At 62.9% G+C, this 21,850-nt stretch carries 15 protein-coding genes; 10 read left to right on the top strand and 5 right to left on the bottom strand.

Annotation, left to right across the window (positions count from 1 at the left end):
- The first annotated feature begins 10 nt into the window (after positions 1 to 10).
- The 5 genes from ACETK3_RS14705 (at position 11) to ACETK3_RS14685 (ending at position 6,472) form a co-directional block, all read left to right on the top strand.
- Positions 11 to 1,507, top strand: a complete 1,497-nt coding sequence (locus ACETK3_RS14705; RefSeq protein ID WP_237429314.1) for a bifunctional phosphatase PAP2/diacylglycerol kinase family protein — start codon at positions 11 to 13, stop codon at positions 1,505 to 1,507.
- Positions 1,508 to 1,652: 145 nt separating this feature from the next.
- The gene (locus ACETK3_RS14700) at positions 1,653 to 2,576 is read left to right on the top strand and encodes an ABC transporter ATP-binding protein (protein WP_236800366.1); all 924 of its coding nucleotides are present in this window, start codon (positions 1,653 to 1,655) and stop codon (positions 2,574 to 2,576) included.
- Entirely contained in the window at positions 2,576 to 3,469 is an 894-nt protein-coding gene (locus ACETK3_RS14695) for an ABC transporter permease (protein ID WP_236800365.1), read from the top strand. Before ACETK3_RS14700 ends, ACETK3_RS14695 begins: the two co-directional genes overlap by 1 nt.
- Before the next feature lie 272 nt (positions 3,470 to 3,741).
- Positions 3,742 to 5,148: an amino acid permease gene (locus tag ACETK3_RS14690; protein ID WP_236800364.1), complete on the top strand. Its 1,407-nt coding sequence runs from the start codon at positions 3,742 to 3,744 to the stop codon at positions 5,146 to 5,148.
- A gap of 22 nt (positions 5,149 to 5,170) precedes the next feature.
- Positions 5,171 to 6,472, top strand: coding sequence for a M18 family aminopeptidase (locus ACETK3_RS14685; protein WP_236800363.1), 1,302 nt, complete (start codon positions 5,171 to 5,173; stop codon positions 6,470 to 6,472).
- 4 nt (positions 6,473 to 6,476) lie between these two features.
- Here ACETK3_RS14685 and ACETK3_RS14680 read toward each other — a convergent pair whose 3' ends face one another.
- From ACETK3_RS14680 to ACETK3_RS14660, 5 genes are all read right to left on the bottom strand, one after another.
- Complete coding sequence (locus tag ACETK3_RS14680) at positions 6,477 to 7,124, bottom strand: acetyltransferase (protein WP_236800362.1); 648 nt, start codon at positions 7,122 to 7,124, stop codon at positions 6,477 to 6,479.
- Positions 7,121 to 8,284, bottom strand: a complete 1,164-nt coding sequence (locus ACETK3_RS14675; RefSeq protein WP_237429311.1) for a DegT/DnrJ/EryC1/StrS aminotransferase family protein — start codon at positions 8,282 to 8,284, stop codon at positions 7,121 to 7,123. The genes ACETK3_RS14680 and ACETK3_RS14675 overlap by 4 nt, the downstream gene beginning before the upstream one ends.
- Positions 8,285 to 8,332: 48 nt before the next feature.
- Entirely contained in the window at positions 8,333 to 9,442 is a 1,110-nt protein-coding gene (locus ACETK3_RS14670; protein ID WP_237429310.1) for a Gfo/Idh/MocA family protein, read from the bottom strand.
- Between the two features lie 51 nt (positions 9,443 to 9,493).
- The gene (locus tag ACETK3_RS14665) at positions 9,494 to 11,071 is read right to left on the bottom strand and encodes a sugar transferase (protein WP_237429309.1); all 1,578 of its coding nucleotides are present in this window, start codon (positions 11,069 to 11,071) and stop codon (positions 9,494 to 9,496) included.
- A 147-nt stretch (positions 11,072 to 11,218) separates the two neighbouring features.
- Positions 11,219 to 13,867, bottom strand: coding sequence for a LuxR C-terminal-related transcriptional regulator (locus ACETK3_RS14660; protein WP_373993120.1), 2,649 nt, complete (start codon positions 13,865 to 13,867; stop codon positions 11,219 to 11,221).
- Between the two features lie 562 nt (positions 13,868 to 14,429).
- Here ACETK3_RS14660 and ACETK3_RS14655 point away from each other — a divergent pair.
- The 5 genes from ACETK3_RS14655 to ACETK3_RS14635 all read left to right on the top strand — a co-directional run bounded on the left by ACETK3_RS14655 (position 14,430) and on the right by ACETK3_RS14635 (position 21,545).
- Positions 14,430 to 16,352 carry a hypothetical protein gene (locus tag ACETK3_RS14655; RefSeq protein ID WP_373993119.1) on the top strand — a complete coding sequence of 641 codons (1,923 nt, stop codon included), beginning with the start codon at positions 14,430 to 14,432 and terminating at the stop codon, positions 16,350 to 16,352.
- Positions 16,349 to 17,374, top strand: coding sequence for an aminoglycoside phosphotransferase family protein (locus tag ACETK3_RS14650; protein ID WP_373993118.1), 1,026 nt, complete (start codon positions 16,349 to 16,351; stop codon positions 17,372 to 17,374). Before ACETK3_RS14655 ends, ACETK3_RS14650 begins: the two co-directional genes overlap by 4 nt.
- Before the next feature lie 23 nt (positions 17,375 to 17,397).
- Positions 17,398 to 18,864 carry a lipopolysaccharide biosynthesis protein gene (locus ACETK3_RS14645; RefSeq protein WP_236800355.1) on the top strand — a complete coding sequence of 489 codons (1,467 nt, stop codon included), beginning with the start codon at positions 17,398 to 17,400 and terminating at the stop codon, positions 18,862 to 18,864.
- 57 nt (positions 18,865 to 18,921) lie between these two features.
- A complete protein-coding gene (locus ACETK3_RS14640) occupies positions 18,922 to 20,076 on the top strand; it encodes a glycosyltransferase family 4 protein (protein WP_373993117.1) in 1,155 nt (384 codons plus the stop codon).
- A gap of 149 nt (positions 20,077 to 20,225) precedes the next feature.
- Positions 20,226 to 21,545, top strand: coding sequence for an O-antigen ligase family protein (locus ACETK3_RS14635; RefSeq protein ID WP_237429303.1), 1,320 nt, complete (start codon positions 20,226 to 20,228; stop codon positions 21,543 to 21,545).
- Positions 21,546 to 21,850: the final 305 nt, after the last annotated feature.

Genomic DNA, 21,850 nt, shown 5'->3' with positions numbered 1-21,850 from the left:
GGGTGATCACATGCAAATCAGCAGGCCACGGGGCCGGACCTGGATCAGCCGGCTCGATAAATACCTCTTGAGGCATGTTTCAGACCTGCCGGGCGGTAACCACGACGTCTTCTTCCGGCGGCTTTCCGCTGCCGCCAACCAAGGCAAACTCTGGATTGGCACGGCGGCTGTCATGGCGCTCTTCCCGGGCAAGACGAGGAGGGCTGCGCTGCATGGCCTGATTGCCCAGGGGGTAGCCTCGGCGGTGACCAACGTGGTGTTCAAGACGCTGCTCCCCCGGACCCGTCCGCTCCCTGAACATCTGCCGGTCTTCCGCTTCGTGCATCCGCAGCCCACCAGTTCTTCCATGCCGTCCGGCCATTCCGCATCCGCCGTGGCGTTCGCAGTGGGAGTGGGTTTGGTCCGCCCCGCCCTGGGCACCGCATTGGCACCGGCTGCCTTAGGTGTGGCCTATTCAAGGGTGCACACTGGGGCGCACTGGCCCTCCGATGTTCTGTTCGGCTCCGCCCTCGGTGCCGGCGCTGCCTTGGTGACCCGCCACTGGTGGCCGGTCCGCCCGCCCATCCCGCAGACCAACCGGGCTTGGACCAGTGCCCCCGAACTGCCTGGTGGTGAAGGCCTCAGCATCGTGGTCAACACCCTTGGCGGCTCCTTCAAAGAAGAGACCGCCGAGGCTTTGCAGGAAGTATTTCCCAAAGCTCATATAAATACCGTGCAGCCTGACGAGGACCTGGTGGAGCGGATCGCCGCTACTGCTGATTACCCTGGTACCCGCGCCCTGGGTGTGTGGGGCGGAGACGGGACCGTGGGCACGGCGGCCGCTGCCGCCGTCGACCGTTCTTTGCCCCTGCTGGTCCTCCCCGGTGGGACCTTGAACCACTTTGCCCGGGACGCGGGGACGGGCAGCCTGAAGGATGCCGTGCGGGCGGCAAGCAACGGTGAGGCCGCACTCGCAGACATCGGAGTGGTGACCGCAGAGCGGGGCCTGGCCGGGAACCCGGAGGTATCCGAGGTGGCAATGCTGAACACGTCGAGCATCGGCCTCTACCCGAACTTTGTCCGACGGCGCGAGCACCTGCAGCCCGCGCTCGGAAAACCGCTGGCCGGCGTCGTTGCCATGTTCCGGACCTTCGCCGCGGGTACGCCCACCACTCTCACCGTGGACGGGAAGCGGCACAAAGTGTGGATTGCCTACCTGGGGAGGGGCCGGTACTACCCGCGCGACCATGCGCCCCTGATCCGGCCCGTCATGGACGACGGTGTGCTGGATGTCCGGCTGATCACCGCCGATGAGTCCTTTGCAAGGCTGCGCCTGCTCTGGTCCGTGCTCACGGGCACCGTGGCAAGCTCCCGGATCACGCATCTCCGGGAGGCCACGGGGGTCAGGATCGACGCCGACGGTGCCCCCATGGCGCTGGCCGTGGACGGAGAGGCCCTGGCCGGAGTCCGAAGCGTGGCCTACAAGGTCCGGCCGAAGGCGCTGACGTACTACTCACCGCGCTCCTGAGGGGAGCGGGCGCGGGGAGGACCCTGATTCTCCCCTGAATCATCCCTGATACGAGGCAAAACGCTGCCCGCACCCCGGTAGCGTGGGGCAAGAACACCCAGCGAAAACCGTCCGCAGCCGCGTGCTGCCGTCCGAAGGATGAATCATGATCGAGGCAAACGGGCTGACCAAGGTCTATGGTGCCAAAACCGCCGTGGCCGGTGTCAGTTTCACCGTTAAGGCAGGGCAAGTCACCGGCTTTCTGGGCCCCAACGGGGCAGGAAAGTCCACCACCATGCGCATGATCATGGGATTGGACCGGCCCACATCCGGATCTGTTACGGTCAACGGCCTGCCATACGTCCGGCACAAGGCGCCACTGCGGCAGGTGGGTGCCCTCCTCGACGCCAAAGCGGTGCACACCAGCCGCAGCGCCTACAACCACCTGCTGGCCATGGCGGCCACGCACAGCATCCCCAAAACGCGGGTGCATGAGGTGATCGAGATGACCGGGCTGGAGGCCGTGGCCCGCAAGAAGGCCGGCGGCTTTTCACTGGGCATGGGCCAGCGGCTGGGTATCGCCGCTGCCCTGCTGGGGGACCCGCAGACCCTCATCCTGGACGAACCGGTCAACGGCCTGGACCCCGAGGGGGTGGTGTGGGTGCGGAACCTGGTGCGGTACCTGGCCGGGCAGGGGCGCACAGTGTTTCTTTCGAGCCACCTGATGAGCGAGATGGCGCAGACTGCGGACCACCTGATAGTCATTGGCCGCGGCCGGGTGATTGCCGACGCACCCATCAAGGACATCATCACCGGCAAGGGCCAGTCACGGGTCCGCGTCCGTACCGACCAACCTGACCGGCTCCATCAGCTGCTGTCTGCGCGGGGTGCCTCCGTTGACGTGCCGGAGCGGGAACTGCTCGAAGTAACGGGTCTGGAACCCAAAGCAATCGCCGCGACCGCCCTGGAAAACCAGGTCATGGTCTATGAACTCACCCCCCTTGTTGCCAGCCTTGAGGAGGCATACATGGAACTGACCAAGGACGACGTCGAATACCACTCCCTGCCCACTGTGGAGGTCAGCAAGTAATGAGTTCCACAACCACTGAGTCAACGTCCTCCCGCGAACCGGCACCGTCCCCCGCCGGACCAGCCTCCCGCAACGCCGGAAGGTCCCTTCCCGGTCCCACCTTCTTCCGGGTCCTCAACTCGGAGATCATCAAATTCCGCAGCTTGCTCTCCACCCTGATCCTGCTCGCCTCCACGGCGGTGGTCATGGTGGGATTCGGTGCGCTGTCGGCGTGGGGGACAGGACAGTTCACGAATGCCGCCACCCGTGATCCGCAGGCGGCCTCGAGGATGGCATCCCAGGGCGGAGACCTTGCCATCAGCGCCCCCACCTCCGGTATCGCCTTCGCGCAACTGATCCTCGGGTCCCTGGGTGTGCTCCTGATGAGTTCCGAGTTCACTACGGGCATGGCCCGGTCCACCTTCGCAGCCGTACCCAAGCGGATCCCCGCATTTGCCGCCAAGCTGGTGGTGGTGATGGTGACGTCGTTCGTGGTCACCGCCGTGTCCACCTGGGTGGCCGGGCTGGTTGCTGTGCCCATCCTGGACAACTACGGCCTGAAACTCGACCTGGCCAGCTCCCAGTCGGTGAAGCTCCTCCTGGTCAACAGCATCTACGTGGCCGCCGTCGCCGCCATCGGCATGGCCCTGGGCACGCTGCTGCGGAACTCCGCCGGTGGCATCATGAGCCTGGTGGGCATCTTCTTCGTGGCACCTCTTGCCTTCCAGCTCATCCCCGGGGACTTCTTCAAGGAAGCCCGGAAGTACCTGCCCGGCAACACCGTTGAGCCGCTGACGGCTGTGCAGCACGTTCCGGACACCCTCGAGGCGTGGCAGGCCGGACTGGTCCTGGGCGCCTGGGTGGTGGTTCCCGTCCTGCTGGCCGCCGTGCTGCTCAAACGCCGGGACATCTGACCTCCGGGCTCCTGCTTCCGGCCAATGCATCCGCAGCGGCGTGGTTTCCGGCACATGACAAATATGCCTGGGAGGAAACTTTTCTTGCTCGTGATGGTTCCTGCTTGGAGGGCCGTCCTGTTCGCCGGGGGCAGATCTGTTGAACTGCACAAAGCAGGGCGGATAATGGCGGACCTAGGGTGAAACGACGATGTGGTGCATCACACGGTCCGCCGGTGTCCACCAAGGCACGTCGCTCAACCCATGCTATTTCCCAACAGGACGGCGCTTCCATGCATGCTGACCAGCAACTTTCAAAGTCCCTGAAACCCAGGCACCTGTCCATGATCGCCATCGCCGGCGTGATTGGTGCAGGACTTTTCGTCGGCTCGGGGGCAGCCATCCAGCAGGCCGGCCCAGGCATCCTCGTGGCGTACGCGGCCGCCGGCCTGGTGGTCATCCTGGTGATGCGCATGCTGGGCGAGATGGCCGCGGCCAACCCCGAGACAGGCTCGTTCTCCACCTACGCCGACAAGGCGCTGGGCCGCTGGGCAGGGTTCAGCATCGGCTGGCTCTACGCCTGGTTCTGGATCATCGTCCTGGGCATCGAAGCCACCGCAGGCGCTGCCATCATGCACCGCTGGGTGCCGGGCATCGACCAGTGGGTGTGGGCCCTTGTCCTCATGGTGCTGCTGACGCTGACCAACCTCGGTTCCGTGAAGTCCTACGGTGAGTTCGAGTTCTGGTTCGCGTCCATCAAGGTCGCTGCCATCGTCCTGTTCCTCCTCTTCGGCGCTGCCGCCATCCTGGGCCTCGTTCCGGGCGTCCCCGCACCGGGGCTGAGCAACCTGATCAACAACGGCGGCTTTATGCCCAATGGCCCGGGTGCGGTCCTGGCAGGCATCCTTGTGGTGGTCTTCTCCTTTTTCGGCGCTGAGATCGCCACCATCGCAGCCGGCGAATCCGAAAACCCTGTGGATGCCGTCAAGAAGGCAGTGAAATCCACAGTGTGGCGCATCCTGGTCTTCTACATCGGCTCCATCGCCGTGGTGGTCACCCTGCTTCCCTGGAACTCCGCCTCCGTGGCCAAGAGCCCGTACGTGGCGGTCATCGAACTCTTCGGCATCCCCGGCGCCGGAACCATCATGGACGTCGTAGTTCTTACTTCCGTCCTTTCCTGCCTGAACTCCGGTCTTTACACCGCCAGCCGCATGCTGTTCTCACTCTCTACCCGCGGTGACGCGCCGCGCTCATGGACCCGCATCTCCCGCCGGGGTGTTCCCGCCGCTGCCGTCCTTGCCTCCACTGTGGTCGGGTTCGTCACGGTCGGTCTGAACTACATCGCACCGGACACCGTGTTCCTCTTCCTGGTGAACACCTCGGGGGCCATTGCCCTGTTCGTATGGCTGGTCATCTCGGCGTCGCAGCTTGTCCTCCGCCGCCGCATGGGCGCCGCGGCCAAGGACCTGCAGCTGAAGATGTGGCTGTTCCCGTACCTCACCTGGGCAGCGATCATCAGCATCGTGGCCCTGCTCATCGGCATGGTGATCGTGGAGTCCACCCGGGAATCGCTGCTGCTCTCCCTGGCCCTGGCTGCCGTGGTCGTGGCGGTCGGTGTGCTCCGTTACCGTCGGCACGGCGCTGCCGCCGGCCAGCCGGACGCCGTGGAGGTCGAACCCGCAGCGGCACCTGCGGAGTAGGCGCGGCGCTAAACTCGGGACCATGCCTTTGCCTTCCTCTGCCGCAGACCACATCCAGGACCTTGGCGCCTATGTCAGCGCATCGCCGTCGAGCTTCCATGCTGCGCACGAGGGCGGCCGGCGGCTGGAGGAGGCCGGGTTCACCCGCCTGGATGAACTGCAGCCCTGGGAGGGCGGGCCGGGTCGGTTCTTCATCATCAGGGACGGCGCACTGATCGCGTGGGTGGTCCCCGAAGGTGCGGGGCCAACCACGGGGTTCAACATCCTCGGGGCGCACACCGATTCGCCGTCGTTCAAGCTCAAGCCCAAGCCCACCACCGGTGCCCACGGCTGGCTCCAGGCCGGAGTGGAAATCTACGGCGGACCGCTGCTGAATTCCTGGCTGGACCGCGAGCTCCGGCTCGCGGGCCGGCTGGTGATGCTCGACGGCGCAGAGCACCTCACGGCCACCGGCCCGCTGCTCCGCTTCCCGCAGCTGGCCATCCACCTTGACCGGGCCGTGAACGAGGGGCTCACCCTGGACAAGCAGCGGCATATGAACCCGGTGTGGGGGCTGGGGAATCCTACGGATTCGGACCTGCTGGGCGTGCTGGCAGGTTCGGTTGCCGGCTCCCCCGTCGATCCGGGACAGATCGGCGGGTACGACGTCGTCATCGCGGACACGCAGGAGCCTGCGGTTTTCGGCGGCAAGGGGGAGTTCTTCGCATCAGGGCGGCTGGACAACCTTTCAGCCACGCACGCCGGGCTTGCGGCGCTGGTTGCGCACGCGGGCTCCGGGGATGCCGGCGGCCCCATTGCCGTCCTGGCCGCGTTCGACCACGAGGAAATCGGCTCCAACTCCCGATCCGGTGCGTGCGGACCCATCCTTGAAGACGTGCTGGTGCGCATCTCTGACGGCCTCGGCGCGACGGTGGGCCAGCGGCGGCAGGCCCTGGCGGCGTCGTTCTGCCTCTCAGCCGACGCCGGGCACGCGGTGCACCCGAACTATCCGGAGCGGCACGATCCCGCCAACCATCCCGTGCTGAACGGCGGTCCGCTCCTGAAGATCAACGCCAACCAGCGCTACGCCACGGACGCGTACGGCGCCGCTTTCTGGGCACGGCTGTGCCGCGAAGCCGGCGTGCCCTACCAGGAGTTCGTGTCCAACAACGTGGTGCCCTGCGGCTCCACCATCGGCCCGCTCACCGCCACCCGGCTGGGCATCCGGACTGTGGACGTGGGCGTGCCGCTGCTGTCCATGCACTCAGCAAGGGAGCTGTGCGGGGTTGAGGACCCCCTGCGCCTGGCCACGGTGGCGGAGCTGTTCTTCGGGACGGCTGCGTAGTTTCCTAACGGATGAATCCCCGGTGATCGATCTCGTGGGCGGGTACCCCCACCCACGTTTCCCCGTCAGGGACGTTGCTGAGGACTGCGGCGCCCATTCCGATCGTCGCGTAGTCTCCCACTGAGGTCCTGTCCCGAACGCTGGAATTCAACCCCAGGTAGGCGCCCCTGCCAACCCTGACTCCGCCGCCCAGCGAAACGCCGGCGGCGAACGTGGCAAAGTCGGACACGTCGTCGTCGTACGAAAACGTCACCGCTGGCATGGCCACCACGTGCGACCCCAAGGTAACAGCGGCAGTGAGGGTGACATTCCGCAGCAAGATGCTGCCCCGCCCCACCCGGCACCCCTCGGGAAACTGGACGGTGGGATCCACCGCCGTGGCGTACCTGGAGTCGTTGATTCCCAGCGATGCAAGCCGCGCCACCACGGCCTCACGTTCCTTGCTGGCCATCACGCACACGAGCAAGAAGGCGTGTGTGTAGTTCGGAGCTTCACCAATGCTGCCCAGGACGGGGGCGCCGTCTACTGTCACACCCGCCATTTCCTTGTCATCGTCGAGCAGGCCGACGACGTCGTACTGCCCGCTGCTGCGAACCATCGCAAGGACTTCGCGGGCGAGGCCAGTTGCGGCAACCAGTATCAGTTCGCTCACGTGCCCACCGGGGATGCTGTTTTCCGGATGGCGTTGATGACGCGGTTGATGCTGGTGGCATCCAGTTCATGGAATACCGGCAGGACCAAAGTCCGCTCACTGAGCCGTTCAGTGTTATGAAGTCGCGTGTTGCCGGTATCCCGCCATCTGTAGGCGGGCTGCCGATGGGCGGCGTAGGCTCCCCGCCGCGCAGTCACCCCGGCCTCTGCCAGCCGTTCCAGCAATAATTCGCGCGTCGCCGGGAATGCGGGAAGGACTTCCATCCAGAGGGACTGGAAATTCGTCGTGCCATAGGGAGGATCAGTTACAAACCGCAGGCCATCCAGGCCTGACAAAGCGCCTGCATAAATGCCCGCAATCCACCGCCGGCGTTCCACCATGGCCGGAAGCCGCCGTAGCTGGCAGATCCCGATCGCTGCCTGCAGGTCGGTCATCTGGTAATCGAAGCCCACTTCCAGGCACACCTCCCGGGGAGGGACGAACTGCTCCGTGTTCGGCCGCGTCAGGTTGCTTGCATGCCCGCGCAGGGCCCGGGCGCGGGCGGCCCAGTCCGCCCGGCGGGTGGTGAGCATGCCGCCCTCACCAGTAGTGAGAATGTGATCGGGATGAAATGACCACACGGCAATGTCTGATCCAGTCCCAACGGGCTTTCCTCTATAAAGTGACCCCACCGCGCAGGCGGCATCCTCGATCAGTGTGATCTCGTGGCGGTTGCAAAGGTCCCGAATAGGGTCGAGATCCACAGGCACACCGGCTTGGTCCACTACGATCACCGCGCGCGTGTCCAGGGTCAGGGCGGCATGGATCGTTTCTGCAGTCACGTTCCCGGTGGCAGGGTCGACGTCACAGAACACAGGCCTTGCACCCACATAGGTGACGGCGTTCACTGTGGCTACGACGGAAAGGGACGGAACCACCACATCGTCGCCCGGGCCGATACCGGCCACCACCAAGGCGAGATGCAGGGCTGCGGTGCAACTCGACGTTGCGACGGCAAAGCGGGCGCTCTGGGCGGCTGCGAAAGCAGCCTCAAATTCCCTGACTTTCCTGCCTTGGGTAAGGCAACCGGAATGAACCACGTCGGCCAAGGCATCGGCTTCCTCTTGCCCGAGCCACGGCTTCACGACTTCTATCCTGGCAACTACTGACTCAGTAGCCACGGGACACCAACTTTCCTTGGAGGAGCAGGAGGAAGACAATGGCTGCCTCTACGTGGTCCACAAGATGCTCTGCGACCAGTCCCCGGAGAGATCGCCCGGGCCTTCCTGAAGCGGCGCAAGAACTCCGGACACTTGGCCATCAAGGCTCCTGCTCCGGGCGACGGCTTCCAGCACTGCCAGGACCCTCAGCCCGGGCAGGTGCGGTGCGTACCCGTCCCTTTGGCGTCGGATCCGGCTTGAAAACTCAGCCGCCAGCCGATCCATTGTCTGCTGCTCAATGGTCAACAGGGTGCCGTCTTCGCCCAGCAATTGGAGAAGGTCGGGTTCCGGGCAATATGGGGCCGTCAGTTTCTGCTGGGCGGACAGGCAGGGGTCAAAGACCCGCAGACGCTCCTTGTGCAGTTTGGCATCCCAAACCAGCGTGAGCCGGGTACCCGCTATCACCAGTTGGTGGCTTCTGGCCCGGCTGAGCCTGTTGACGTGGAGGTGGACAGGGGCATCATTGGGAAGCCTGAAATAGATGTGGCCCACACAGTCACGTCCGGTGCCCAAAGGGTCACCGCCGAAGGCTGAGACGTCCAGGGGAGCCAGGCCGTCCGGGAGTACCTGGTCCAGGATGGCAAAGTCGCCCGGCGCCAGATCCCAAAACACGTCCCGCTCTGTCTTCAGGAGGTTGGTTTCGGACAGGAGGGCTTCGACAAAAAGGATCTCGCCCAATGAACCGGTGTCCATCAGCTTTTGAATTTTCTGGATGGCCGGCTCAAAGGAATGGGGATGGTCGGCCATCAGGACAAGACCACCCGTTTTCGCTTGCGACACCATCTCCTGTCCGTGTGCCAGGCTGTCTGCGAGGGGCTCTTCCACCAGGACATGCTTGCCGGCCCGCAAGGCCGTCATGGCCGTTCCATGGAGGGCACCCAGCGGGGTGGCAATTGCGGCAGTATCTACGTCGACGCTGTCCAGCAGTTCATCTATCGTTTCGAAACAGGGGACAGCTCCGAGTTTCGCGGCGAGCCTGCGTGCCCGGTCAATGTCTACGTCGCATATTGCCGCCAATTCCCAGCCGGGGGAGGCCTGGAAGGTCCTGGCCAGAGCAGCGCCCCTGGATCCGGCGCCCACGACGGCCATTCCCAACTTGGCAGCCGACTGGTTGTCCAAGCCGAAATTGTGTGCCACGGCATTCATCTCGTCCTCTTCCTGCTTGAGCTGTCAGTAGGCGCCGGAAGGCTGAACAACGGCACGGAAAGTGCGCCACAGAATCAGCAGGTCCCCGGCGATCGACCAGTTTTCGACGTAGTACAGGTCCAGGCGCACGGCTTCATCCCATGAAAGGTCCGAGCGCCCGTTGATTTGCCAGAGCCCCGTAAGGCCGGGCTTGATCAGGAGGCGTCGGTGGGTATGCCGCTCGTACGCGCTGACCTCGCTGGCGAGGGGAGGGCGGGGCCCCACCAGGCTCATATCGCCCACCAGGACATTCCACAGCTGCGGCAACTCATCCAGCGAATACTTGCGCATCCAACGGCCGCATTTGGTGACCCGTGGATCGTTGTGCATTTTGAAAAGTACGCCTGAGCCCTCGTTGTTCTTGGTCAAAGTTGCCAGGCGTTCCTCGGCATCCACCACCATCGACCGGAACTTGTACATTCCGAACGTCTTTCCATCCTTTCCGATGCGCTCTTGGCGGAACAGGACCGGGCCGGGGCTGTCTTTCCTGACGATGACGGCAAGGAGGAGCAGAATCGGTGCCAAGACCAGGAGTGCGGTGCCGGCAAGTGCCACATCCACCACCCGCTTAAGGATGTGCCTTCCGCCCGAGTACTGGGGGATGTCAACGTGCATGAGCGGCAGTCCCTCCACGGGGCGCCAATGGATACGGGGCCCTGCCACGTTGGTCAGGGTTGCTGCCAGCACCATCTCCGCCGAACACTCCTCCAGCTTCCACCCCAGCTCCCGGATGAACCTGTTCCCTCCCGGGAGAGGTCCGGCGATGATCACAGCATCCGCCGTGGCGAGCCTTGCCGTTCGCGGAATGTCATCCGTGGACGAAAGGACCGGGACCAGTCGGTCGTCTACCCGCAGCCGTGCCCCCCGCCGGGAACCCGGGAGGCAGACACCCAGGATTTCGTAGACGGGACCCGATTTCTTCTCGATCTGGTGGACCACATAGCGGACGTCCTCAGGTTCGCCGACAACGATGGCCCGCGACAGGTGCCGCCCCTTTGCCTTTTCCGTGGCAAGCCGGCGCCGGAACGCCCAGCGGTTGGCGGTGAGCGCAACGATTCCCACGGGGAGGGAAACGGTGGCCAGGGCGGCACCGCCTTGGATCGAAAAGATCACGGCGGCCAAAGCAAGGAAACCAAAGACGCGGAAGGTAGCCCCAGCTACACGCTTATACTCGTCAGCGCCGACCCCCAGGACCTTGGGATCGCGTGTCCGGTGAATCTCCAACGCGGCGATCCAAATCAAGGCCACTGCTGCCGTGGCTACGGCTCCAGCCTTGGACCCGTCACGGAACAATCCGCGGTTGGCCAGCTCGGAACCCAGCACGACGGAGCCTGCCACCAGGAGGCTGTCCGTAATCCTCAAAAGATTGATATGGGTTGCGATCCAGTCGGCAGACGATTCCCGTCCCTTGGCTGGTACGTCCACGAGGGCAACAGGCCCTGCCGATCCTGCGTAGATGCCACGGGGAGGATAGTCGCTTCCAAGGTTGCCGGCGTAGATAGGGCGGCCAGTCCTCTTGTAGGGGATTGTGTTCCGTTCCCGGGTAATAGGTACTTCTGCCATCGTGGCCCCTAACGGTTTGTTCACCTGTAATGTGACTCTGACGCAAAGCTAGCTGGGGAGAGCAGCATGCGCCGGGTTTCGGCAGGTTCCCTGTGGATCCTGCGACGGTGTGTTGTGGGAAATGCGGAGACTGCGGAGCCCTCGGACTTAAAGGACAGGCAGGACGTAGGGCTCCGGCTGGGACTTCGCTTTCCCCGCAGCAAGGGCAGTCAGCTGGGCCCGTGACTCGACGCCGAGTTTGCGGTAGATGGCGGTAAGACGCACTTCCACCGTCCGCACGGAAACGAACAGCGTGGCCGCTATTTCCTTATTGCGCATGCCCCTTGCGACCATATTTGCCAGGACCCGCTCATGGTCGGCGAGCAGGAGCAGGGCCGGGTTACCTTGCGGACCTGGTGCTTCCACCCTTTCATTGAGCAGGAGGGCATCCACCTGCTGAAGCCAGGCGTTGGCCCCGATTTCGTCGAATATGACCTTGGCCCGCATCATCTCGTCCCGCGCGTCCCGCAACCTTCCCAGCGCCTTTAGCCGTTCGGCGTAGGACAACATTGTCCTGGCACGCTCAAGCAGAGACTCATGCCGGTTCCGGTTCTCGAGCGCCTGGGCAAACAGCTGGAGGGACTGTTCGCCGTCTGCCAAAATGGCCCGGCTCCGTGCAACCGCTGCCATCAACCAGGGGGACCGAAGCCCTACGGAGCGGCTTTCCAGGCTTGCTAGGGCTTGGGTAGCCTCGCGGTGGCGTCCCAGTCGAACCAGGACCTCCACAAGATCCGCATCGCAGCGGAGCAAGGTGGGATTGTTGAACCGCACGCCGATCTCCGCAGCGCGCGAAAGCTGGGCAAGCGATTCGGCGAGGTCGCCTCGGAGCAACGCGAAGTGCCCCTGCCAGGAGGCAAGCTGGGCGGTGATGGCGGCATGGCTCTCAACGCCGGCGTGGCGCTGTGCTTCCTTCGCATGGGTCTGGGCCATTGGCTCATCACCCAGAGCGTGGGCCCGCCATGCCCGGAGGACATGGCGCATCCCGCGGTGGTAGTTGGAGTCGGGCTCGCGCAGTTCGAGCTCGTCAACCAGCTTCACGGCAGTCCGGACATTGCCCGCCCTGATTTCGTTGTCTGCCGCGGCGAAAAGGGCCGTTTCGCGCCAATTACAGTTGGCGTCTGCTGCGGAAGAACGCACCCGCGCGAAGATTTCCTGCGCCTCACTGTGCCTTTCCGCATAGCTGAGGGCGCGGCCATGGATCAGCAGGCCTGCAATGGTGTTGTCACCGTCCGGGGCATACTTGGGCTTTGCAGGCTCCGGCTCGCCGCCAATAATCTCGGTCAGCATCCTTGCGCGCTGCGTGATCTCAAGGCATTCTTCGGAAGCGGAATCCGTGAACTCCCGTGCGTGGCACAGGATGTCCCTCGCGTCTGCGAGTTCCCACCGTTCCGCATAATAGACGGCAGCCACAGCAAGCAAGTTGGCAGCAAAGGATGGATCGAACTGGCCGAATTCCTTCACGAGGCGCAGGACCATGGCAGAACGGATTGCTGCACCCTGGATGAAACCTATTTCGAATGAAAGCCCCGTCAGACGCAGGATGAGGGCCGGATTCCGCGTTATCCGCTGAGCCCACTCCAGATAGCGCCTGGAGTAAACAAACTCTCCGCGGTTGAACAAAAGCTCAGCCACAGTGGAAAGGCGGGCAGCGGTCTCAGCCTCCCAGGGGTTGATGCTCAGTGCCCGCTCGATGTATTCGACGGCGAAGGGGACTTCCCCGGCCCTTATCAGGTCGACCGCGTGGCGCAGCAAGCCAAAGGGTGTCTGCCGTTCCAGGGCGGTGAAGCTGAGGTGCCACCTTCGTGCGTAGGGATCTGTAGCTTCCGAAGCTTCCGCCAGTGCCGAGTGGCTGGCAGTGCGGACGGCAGGCGTCATCGATCCGAAGATGTACCCGCGGAGCAGTTGGTCGCGGATACCTACATAGGAGCCTGTCCGTTGCACGAGTCCGCGGCCCAGCAGCTCCTCCACCGCGGCCCAGACATTGGGGTTGACTTTCTCTATTGCGGAGATGTCGCTTCGGAACGATAGGGATAGGAGGTCCAGGACGCTGCGGGCCGCTGCCGTCAGTCCTCCTACGGCCAAGGCGAATTCGGCTTCGAAACTGCCCTTGCAGGGCAGGGGGACAGGGAGGGCAAACTTGCCCTCGGCCTGGCGTTCCAGCAACTGGTTGTAAAGTTCGACGGCGGCGAGCGGGTTCCCGCGGCTGGCTCCGGCGACTGCGTGGGCAGCGGCGTTGGTACCCTGACTGACCGGAAGGGCCTCGAGCATCTTGACTGTGTCGCTGTAGCTCAAGGGATGAAGGGTGAGGACGGGCAGGCCCGAAAATGGGCTGTCAGGAATCTCTTCCCGCAGGCAGACAATCAGTGCGATATCCGTCCCTGCAAGGCGGCGGGCGAGAAAGCCGATCACTGCCTGGCTGCTTGGGTCCAGTTGGTCTGCGTCGTCGATAACAATGACGGTCCTGGACGAAGAGCGCTGGTGCAGGCCCCTGAGCAGCAGGGCGGATATTGCCGGCGCGTCGAGGGTTCCAGGCGTATCGCGGAGGATTTGGTCTGCAATTCCGTTGAGAACGGGATCGTCCATCGCATTCAGGAGGGCGGTAAGCCCGGACATAGGCCAGGCGGACTCGAATGCGCTCGCGCCGAGAAAGACGGTCCGGTAGTCGGAAAGATGCGGAGTTTCGGAAACCAGTGCCGACTTCCCGACCCCATGGACACCGATCACGGCAAGGGCGGCATCCTTCGGCCCTCTAATCACGGAGAGGAGCCTGTCCAACTCCCTCTTTCGTCCTGCCAATGACATGGGGTCCCCAATTCTCGAAGAAGGAGACCTGCATTCTTTCGATTTTTAGTAGTAATAAATCCCTAAGCGTCGCCTCGTGGTTATGCTAATAACCACGGGAGCGGCAGGCCGTCGGCTTATCGCCTTCGGCGCGGTACCCAGCCGTAAATGAGAATATAGCCGTGAATCCGGAGCCAGCGCCATACAAAGTTCTTCTGGATTTCATCAAGATCGCCCCTTCTTTTCATCAAGACGGGCGCCATGCTCCCTAGCTACCTAATGGACTGCGGCGCTACCCTCCCCTACCTAACGGCCACCGCCGCGCAGCTACCCCCATACTTACGTACTCCAATGGGCTTCCGTCCATAAAAGCGAGTACTCACTACTCGTGATGCCTGCTCAGGGGCGGCGTATGCTCACCAGACGGCCACAAGCCATGGCTGCGTTGCCGGCAGCAGTGACCAAACTGGGAGCCCGCACTCCCTTGCCGGCCCACACGGCCCGGTCCGGAAACGACGTGTCTTAAGGGGTAAGTGAATTGTCGATATTTCCCGGGCTTCCGGATTCAGTTGCACACCCTAATCGGTTCGCCAAGTTTATACCCGATTCCGGTGCTCAGTTCGAACTAAATATCAATCCTGTTTTGATGTCCGTTTTTCGGACCTTGGAAGATACCGGACAGTCCTGGATTCTATTGCGGGGTGAGGATGATCTTATGCACCCCGCCGGTGATGTTGACTTGCTGGTTTCCCGAAAGTTACTGCCCCGTTTGGACCGCGTCCTTGAGGCTGCAGGATTCCGCCGGGTAATGGCACAAGGACACGGAAGCCACCGTTTCTATTTTTGCTATCTTCCAAATGAGGATTCCTGGATAAAACTGGACATTGTTTCGGACATTGCTTTCGGAAAGTTCCAGGAGCTGCGGACAGGCCTTGCCGCCGACTGTCTGCGGCGCCGGGTCGCCCATGGACCACTCTGGCTTCCGGAACTCCGGGACAAGGCATGGCTTCAGATCCTGCACTTGGTGCTGGACAAGGGACACATTGCACCCGAGAGAGTACCGGTTGCCCTTTGGGCCACTGCCGTAGCTTCGGCTTCTGACCCAGTGGCTGATTTCCTTGACCGCAAATTCGGAAAGGGGAAAGCCCAGGACCTCCTGGATTTACTGGGTTCCGGCAATTTTCAGGATGTCCCCGCCGCCGCGGCGTCTCTGTCAGGAAACTGGACGCGAAACACATCCGCGCCCAAGATGATTTCGGTAACCCACAGAGTGCTTCGACGGGTGGGACCGTATCTCAAGGGCAGGGGACCTGTGATCGGAGTGCTCGCGCCGGATGGAGCGGGCAAAACCACTCTGCTCGTCGAATTGCAGTCGCACTCTCCACTGCCCTCGACTTATGTCTATATGGGCCTTTGGTCGGGCAGCCGGCACGATCCCTGGGTCCGTCGGGTTCCAGGCGCTGTGGTTGCCAGGAAGGTATTCCGCATACTTCGCGGTAGCCTCACCGCAAGGTACGTCTCGTTCCGCGGCCGGCTGGTGCTCATGGACAGGCTCGCTGAAGACACCTTATTGGCCAGTCCCGAAACTAAAAGCCGCCTTGGTGCGCTGACCGATGCACTTGCCCTGCGCCTTCAACCGACACCCGACCTTGTGCTTGTCCTCGACGCGCCCGGTGAGCTGATGTTCAAACGAAAGGGAGAACACAGTCCCCAGATATTGGAGGAGTGGAGGGCGGCCTACCTGGAGCTGGCTGGGAACCTTCCAACGGCCCGCATTGTTGATGCCAGCCGATCAGCCTCCGAGGTGAGGAAAGAGGCATCAAGCCTTATGTGGCGCACATTGGTGGGGGAGGAGGCCGCGGACCCTGTTGAGCCGGCGCGGCTGCCACTGCACTTGTGGACCTTGCTCGATTGGCGGTTCCTGCTTCCGGTCGCACAGTGCGGAAGGGTGGGCTACGGGGGCCACATTGGTCCGGACACCGCCGCATCCCTGAGCCTGTTGGATCCGGGTGCCACCCGGATTGCCATGGATGGAAGTACTGGAGCAGTTGAATTCGACCTTGTCTTGCTCTCGCAGCCAGACCTCCTGCTGTTTGAAAAGGGTATCCGGTCCCTTAGCGCCGACGGCTGGATCTGTCTGCAGGTAAAGCGGAAATTCACCCTGGGTCGAGGCCCGCATACCCTCGGCGGCTGGAAACGTGCCCTGGAACGGGCAGGCTTCGACGAGGTGGAAATCCATTGGCTCGTCCCGACGCTCGAACATCCGGAGCGTCTTGTACCCACTGCCTCTGAAACCGCCGTCAGGAATACCATCGCCCACTACTCAAGTGCACGTTTTGGGAAGGCCAAGGCACCTGTCGCGAGGCTGGCCCTAAGGCTGGGCCTGTTCAACATTGCCGCGCCCGCAGGCATAGTGATCGGCCGACGGGTGGAAGAAGCCGGCCACCAGGAGTCAGCGTGAAATACATTGATCAGATCCTCCGCGACCACTACCGCGAACTCTCACTTGGATCCTTTGGTCTTCGTGGCGGGTGGACCTCCCTGCTGCTTACACCGCAGTTCGTCACGTCCCGCCACGTAGTGGCACTGATCTTCGCCAAGGGCGCGCGGGACCCCAGCCTGGTGGTGAAGATTCCCCGCCAGCCGGGGGACAACGCCAGCGTGTGCAAGGAAGCAGACGTTTTGCTCCAACTCAGGGCGCTGGGGGTGGGGTCCGGACAGGGGGCACCGGAGGTCGTTGGCGTCCTTGATGTCGACGGACAAACAGTGCTTATCGAGACGGCTGTGACGGGCGCCTTGTTGGAGCCCCACATCGTCGCGGAAGACTTTGGCCGTGCGCTTCAAGCGGGCGAGGACTTCGTGGCTGCCCTGCCCTGCACCAAACAGGTCGCGGAAAACCCGGACTGGTACGAAAGGACGGTCCGCTCTCCTTTGGACGATCTCGCTTCGCTGGTTCCTGGCGATAATGAAGTCCTCGAGCTCATAGACCGCACCCATGAAGTGCTCGTGCCACTGCGGGAGGAAAAGCTTCCGGCCGTTGTTGAACACGGTGACCTTAGCTACCAGAACCTTTTCCTGCAGCAGGATGGACGGTTGCAGGTGGTCGACTGGGAGCGTTCGCGGCTTGACGGACTGCCCGCGCACGACTTGGTTTTCTACCTTCAATACCTTGGTCAATCCCAGGAAAATGCGCTGTCATCCCGCCAGCTCCAGCTCCGTGCCTTCGACAACGCCTTCAGTGCGGGCGGCTGGGCAGGCGCTTCGGTGACGCAGCACCTCAGGCGGCGGGGCGTTAACCCGGACCTGCTCCCATATGTGGTCATCGCAACCTGGGCGAGGTCCACCGCAACCATGGCCTACCGGCTGGCGGACCAGGGAGCCGGTTCCGGGGAGGCAGGGCGTCTTCGGTCGGCTCTCACCTATGACCGAGATTTTTGGCTATGGCGCCACTCGGTCACCGACTGGGCCGACCAGGCTCTGTAGGCAGTCACGGGAAGGTTCCTTACATGACTAATGATGGTGGTGGACTGGCCCGGGTCGGTTTCAGGGGAGCAATCTGGCAAGGTATCGCACTCGTGTCAGGCAAGGGCATCGTGCTCCTCACGACAATCGTGCTTGCGCGTCTCCTGTCGCCGGAACAATACGGGCTCGTGGCTGCAGCCCTTGTCCTCATGGCTTACATGGAAACTGTCGCGGATGCCGGAGTGGCACAAGCCCTGGTGTATCTGCCTGCTTCTGCAGTAACTGCGCGCTCGGCGCTCCTGGTCTCGGTGGTGATTGGTGCCGTGCTCGCCGTCTTGGCCATACTGGCGGCGCCTTGGATCGGAGAACTGTTCCAGTTGCCCGAGGTTGCACCTTTGGTCAGGGTGCTCGCTATTTCACTGCTGGCCACAGCCCTCGGGGCGGTCCCCGAGGCGCTGTTGAGGCGGGACCTGGAGTTTAAGAAGCTGGCAGTCGCACCGGTCCTCCGCGCATTCACCACCGGAACGGTTAGCCTCATTCTTGCCTTCGCCGGGTATGGAGCATTCTCCCTCGCTGCAGGAACAGCCTCAGGATCAGTTGCGTATGCGATTGCCTGCTGGTTCCTTGTTCGCCACTCCGCTCCCTGGCAAATCTGGCGGGTGGCCGGGGATGCGATCCGGGCAACAATCAAGTTCGGACTTCCCGTGGCCGGCAGTAACTTGCTCGCGAGGCTCATCTTCGACGTGGACTATCTGATCATTGCGGCCGTGCTCGGGGCCCAGGCCCTGGGCTTCTACACGCTGGCATTCCGGCTTCCCGAGGCGCTCATCATCAATGTGTTCTTCGTACTTTCCACCGTCCTGTTTCCCTTGTACACCCAGGTTCAAGACCAGCCCGGGCGCTTGCGGGATGGCTATCTTAGAGGCGTCCGGATACAGGCCCTCTATGGCATGACAGCCGGTGTGGGGCTGGCCGTGCTGGCGCCCGTGGTCGTACCGTTGGTTTTCGGATCCAAGTGGATCGATTCCGTTATCCCACTTGTCTTCCTCTCGCTGTATGCCGCGGCGCGCTCGCTTGGAGCGGGAGCAAACGACGTATACAAGGCAATCGGCCGGCCCGGAATTTCGATCGCTTTTTCCAGCGTTCGATTGGCGGTGCTGGTGCCCGTCCTGCTGTTCGCCGCCCAGTGGGGGATTATCGGAGTAGCGCTGGCCCAAATGGCGGCAGCTGTCTTTTTCGCGTTCGGCATGCAGGCCGTGGCAGCCAGAGTGCTGGGCATAGCGCCGAAAGCCCTGCTGCAAGCGGTCTTCCCTGCGCTGGCATGCAGCGTGATCGTGGCAATTACCGGTCTCGGCATCTTCCTCCTTCCCTACCTCGGCGGATTGCCCACCGCGGTACTGGTGGTGGCAGCCGCCATTGGCGCGGTGTACGCCGCCCTGAGGTTTTGCTTTACCGCACTGCATGACGAGCTTCTGGTCCTCCTCCGCAGGAAGAGGCCTCAACCTGCATGACCCAGGACTAAAGGCAACGGAACCTTCAAAGCCATCCAACCTGAAGCATGGAGTGACATGAGCAATTCAAAAGAAGCGGCCACGAGTGATCCTAAATTCATTCCCGCCTCCCTGATACTTGTAGCGCCGCGCGTGAATTCGGGAGGAGTCGGAGACTACGCACAAGAGCTCATTTCTGCGGCAATTCCTTCCTTCTCCTGCTTCCGTGAGATCAGGACCGGCGGGCCCGGAGATGCGGGAATCCTCGACCTGGTGCGTTACCGGGCACAATTGGCAGAGGTCATCGACAAGGCGGCATCGGACGGACCAGTTGTTGTCCATTTCGAATTATCCGCAGCATCGCTGGCGCCCTTCTGGCTGTTGGCAGGTTGTCCCCGGCACGTGATCATTACAGCCACGGTTCACGACCCGCCATGGGCGGTTTGGTGGCCCTTCCGGTTCAAGTCCGTGGCGACGAGGAAGTGGCTCCACCACGGCATCCACCTTCCGCTTCGGCCGGTAAGTAAGCAGTTTGAGCGCTTAGCTTTGAGAGGGACTGCTTTGTTCGCGCTTACCGACGTCGGGGCACGGGCTTTGCGGGAGGCCTTCCCTGCCTGCACGGCAGTGGCGGCGCGGCACTTCATACCCTCCAGGGCCGCCCTTAAGCCAGCTTTTGACCGGCCACTGGCCGTAGGACTGTATGGCCATGCCGCCAAAGGCAAGGGTTTCGAGCGGCTCGTGGAATTGCGTGCGGCGCTTCCGCCCGAGGTTGATGTGATCGTGGCGGGGCGTGGAACGGAAAAGCTTTCGCACGTCCCTGGAGTAACCATTCTTGGCGCCGTTGAGGGCGCTGAGGAAGACGCCTTCTTCGAGTCCGTGAGGGCGATCCTTTTGCCGTACGACAAAACAAGTCGGTTCTACGGAAAAATGCTGCCGGCGTCCGGCGTGGTTTCGCGTGCTTTCGCCTATGGCACGCCTGTGCTCGGCTTCGACTCCGGAACCCTCGGTGAAGCGTCGAAAGTGGGCGGACTTATTGCAGTCCCGAATTCCGTGCAGGCGCTGGCCGATGCGGCTTCCATGGTCATCACGGACCAGGCGGAACTTGAACGACTTGAAAGCGAGATTGGAGAACTGCAAAAGGAGCATTCTGTCCGGCAGGCAGTCCTTCCTTTTGTCTCGTTTTGGCGCGATGCCGTGGATGCACTGCCGCCCGGGCGTGAGCCTTTGCCGTGAGCTGAGCATCTGTGGAACCGCTGTCAGCCCTTGTTCCGGCTGCGGTTATCCACATACTCCCGCCAGGAACCTAGGGGCCCGGCGGCACCCGGAATAACGTGGAAAACAAACACGAAGCAACGTGCATAAGCAGCGGAGAGGATCTGCGCGTGGAGTCCCTATATCTTGGATTTGGCAGTGCCGCAGTCATACTTTCCGTGGTGGCAGTCCTAACGCATCCGGACCGCCGCTCTGCACTTTCGTTTCTGCTGGGAGTATCCGCCGGGCTGGTCGGCGTGCAGGTTTTCCGCATCCACATCTTCACGATCCTTGCGGTAATTTGGCTATGCCTGCCGGGAGGTGCCGTCAACAGGAGCTCTGCAAAGTTCCTGGCACCGCTTGGCTTTGCCGCCGCGTTGTTTGCCTCCACTGCGCTCCTCGGAGATCTGGTGAACAGCCCAACCCTGGCACTGCAACTGCTTGGACTCGTTGGCTCAGCCGCAATCGTGGTGCTGAGGGCCAGCCGGGAAGATGCGAAGGCCATGCTGTGGGGCTTGCTTGTCATTTCCACTATTGGCAGTGCAGTGGGTCTGTTGCAGGTCTTCAAGCTCGTGCCGAGCGACCTGTGGCATTTGCAGATCAGTGCCATTGGCCGTCCTACAGGCATTTATCCCGAACCCGACTGGCTGGGCATGTACGCCGGCGTCGGGGTCATTCTCAGTTGGCGGTTGGCCCTGCCGAGGGTGGCGAAGGTGGTTTTCAGCCTGACAAACTTCATGGTTCTTGTGTTGGCAATGGCCCGGGCGTCATGGGTCGCCCTGGTGGGGACGCTGCTCCTGGTCGCGTGTGCCGCGGTGATCTACCGGGGCACACATGCAGTCGGCCCGAGGCTCAAAGGGCCTCGAAAAGGCCGCTTGGCGGCCATTGCTGCCGCCGTTCTGGCATCGGCAGTTGCCCTGACCGCGGTCCCGCAACTCCAGGAGGACCTGGTACGGCGGATCTCGACAATGATAGGCACCGTCCAGGAAGATGACATCTCGGGCCAGGCCCGGATCAGGCAAAACGACTCGTTGATGGCTCTGGCGGACACGGTGCCGGTGTACGGGCACGGCATCAGCGCAGCCGGCAGGGTAGGCGCCTGGGGACAATTCGAGGCCGTGGGCGAGGCACAGAACAACGTCGCCAGTAACTGGATTTTGGGCATGTGGGTTGACGGCGCATGGTTCGCTGTCCCGCTGATCGCCTTCCTGATCACACTGGCGTTGGTAAGGATCCGGACGATTCCGGGGCAACTGCTGACTTTCTGCCTGATCAGCAGTCTTTTCTCGAACGCGGTCTTCTTCCCGATAACCTGGATCCTGGTCGCTCTGGCAATCACTGCGGGCCAGCGCCGGCACAGCACACCCGTCACTGAACAGGAAACTGCGGGCGCCCCGGCAGGGGCGGTGCCGGGACCCTACCCACCCCGCGCAGCTGTGGCCCAGCCTTAGAAAAGGCCACCCCAGTCCGGCAAGGACTCCCAGTACTGCTGGGACGTGGGCGTGATGGCAGGAGCCGGTGATGGTTTCGCTGGGGGTGCCGCGGCGAAGGTCAGACAAACTGGTAAAGCTGCATGCAGGCTCTTGGAACCGTGAAGGTTCGGGCCAGCCGGAGAATGACTGTTCGAGGCGATCGCAAATGCGAGCCCTCTTCCTCCCCTTCAGTAAAGGCCTGAACGGTTTGCTCAGCGCCCCCGGGTCCGAGCTCCAATCAGCCCAGTCCCTCGGCCCAGGGCAGGCTCCGCGGGGCTGTGCAA

Origin of the sequence: Arthrobacter sp. E44, assembly GCF_041877125.1 — a bacterium.
In the GTDB taxonomy this organism is placed as follows: domain Bacteria; phylum Actinomycetota; class Actinomycetes; order Actinomycetales; family Micrococcaceae; genus Arthrobacter.
This window is presented reverse-complemented; position numbering and strand designations above follow the sequence as displayed.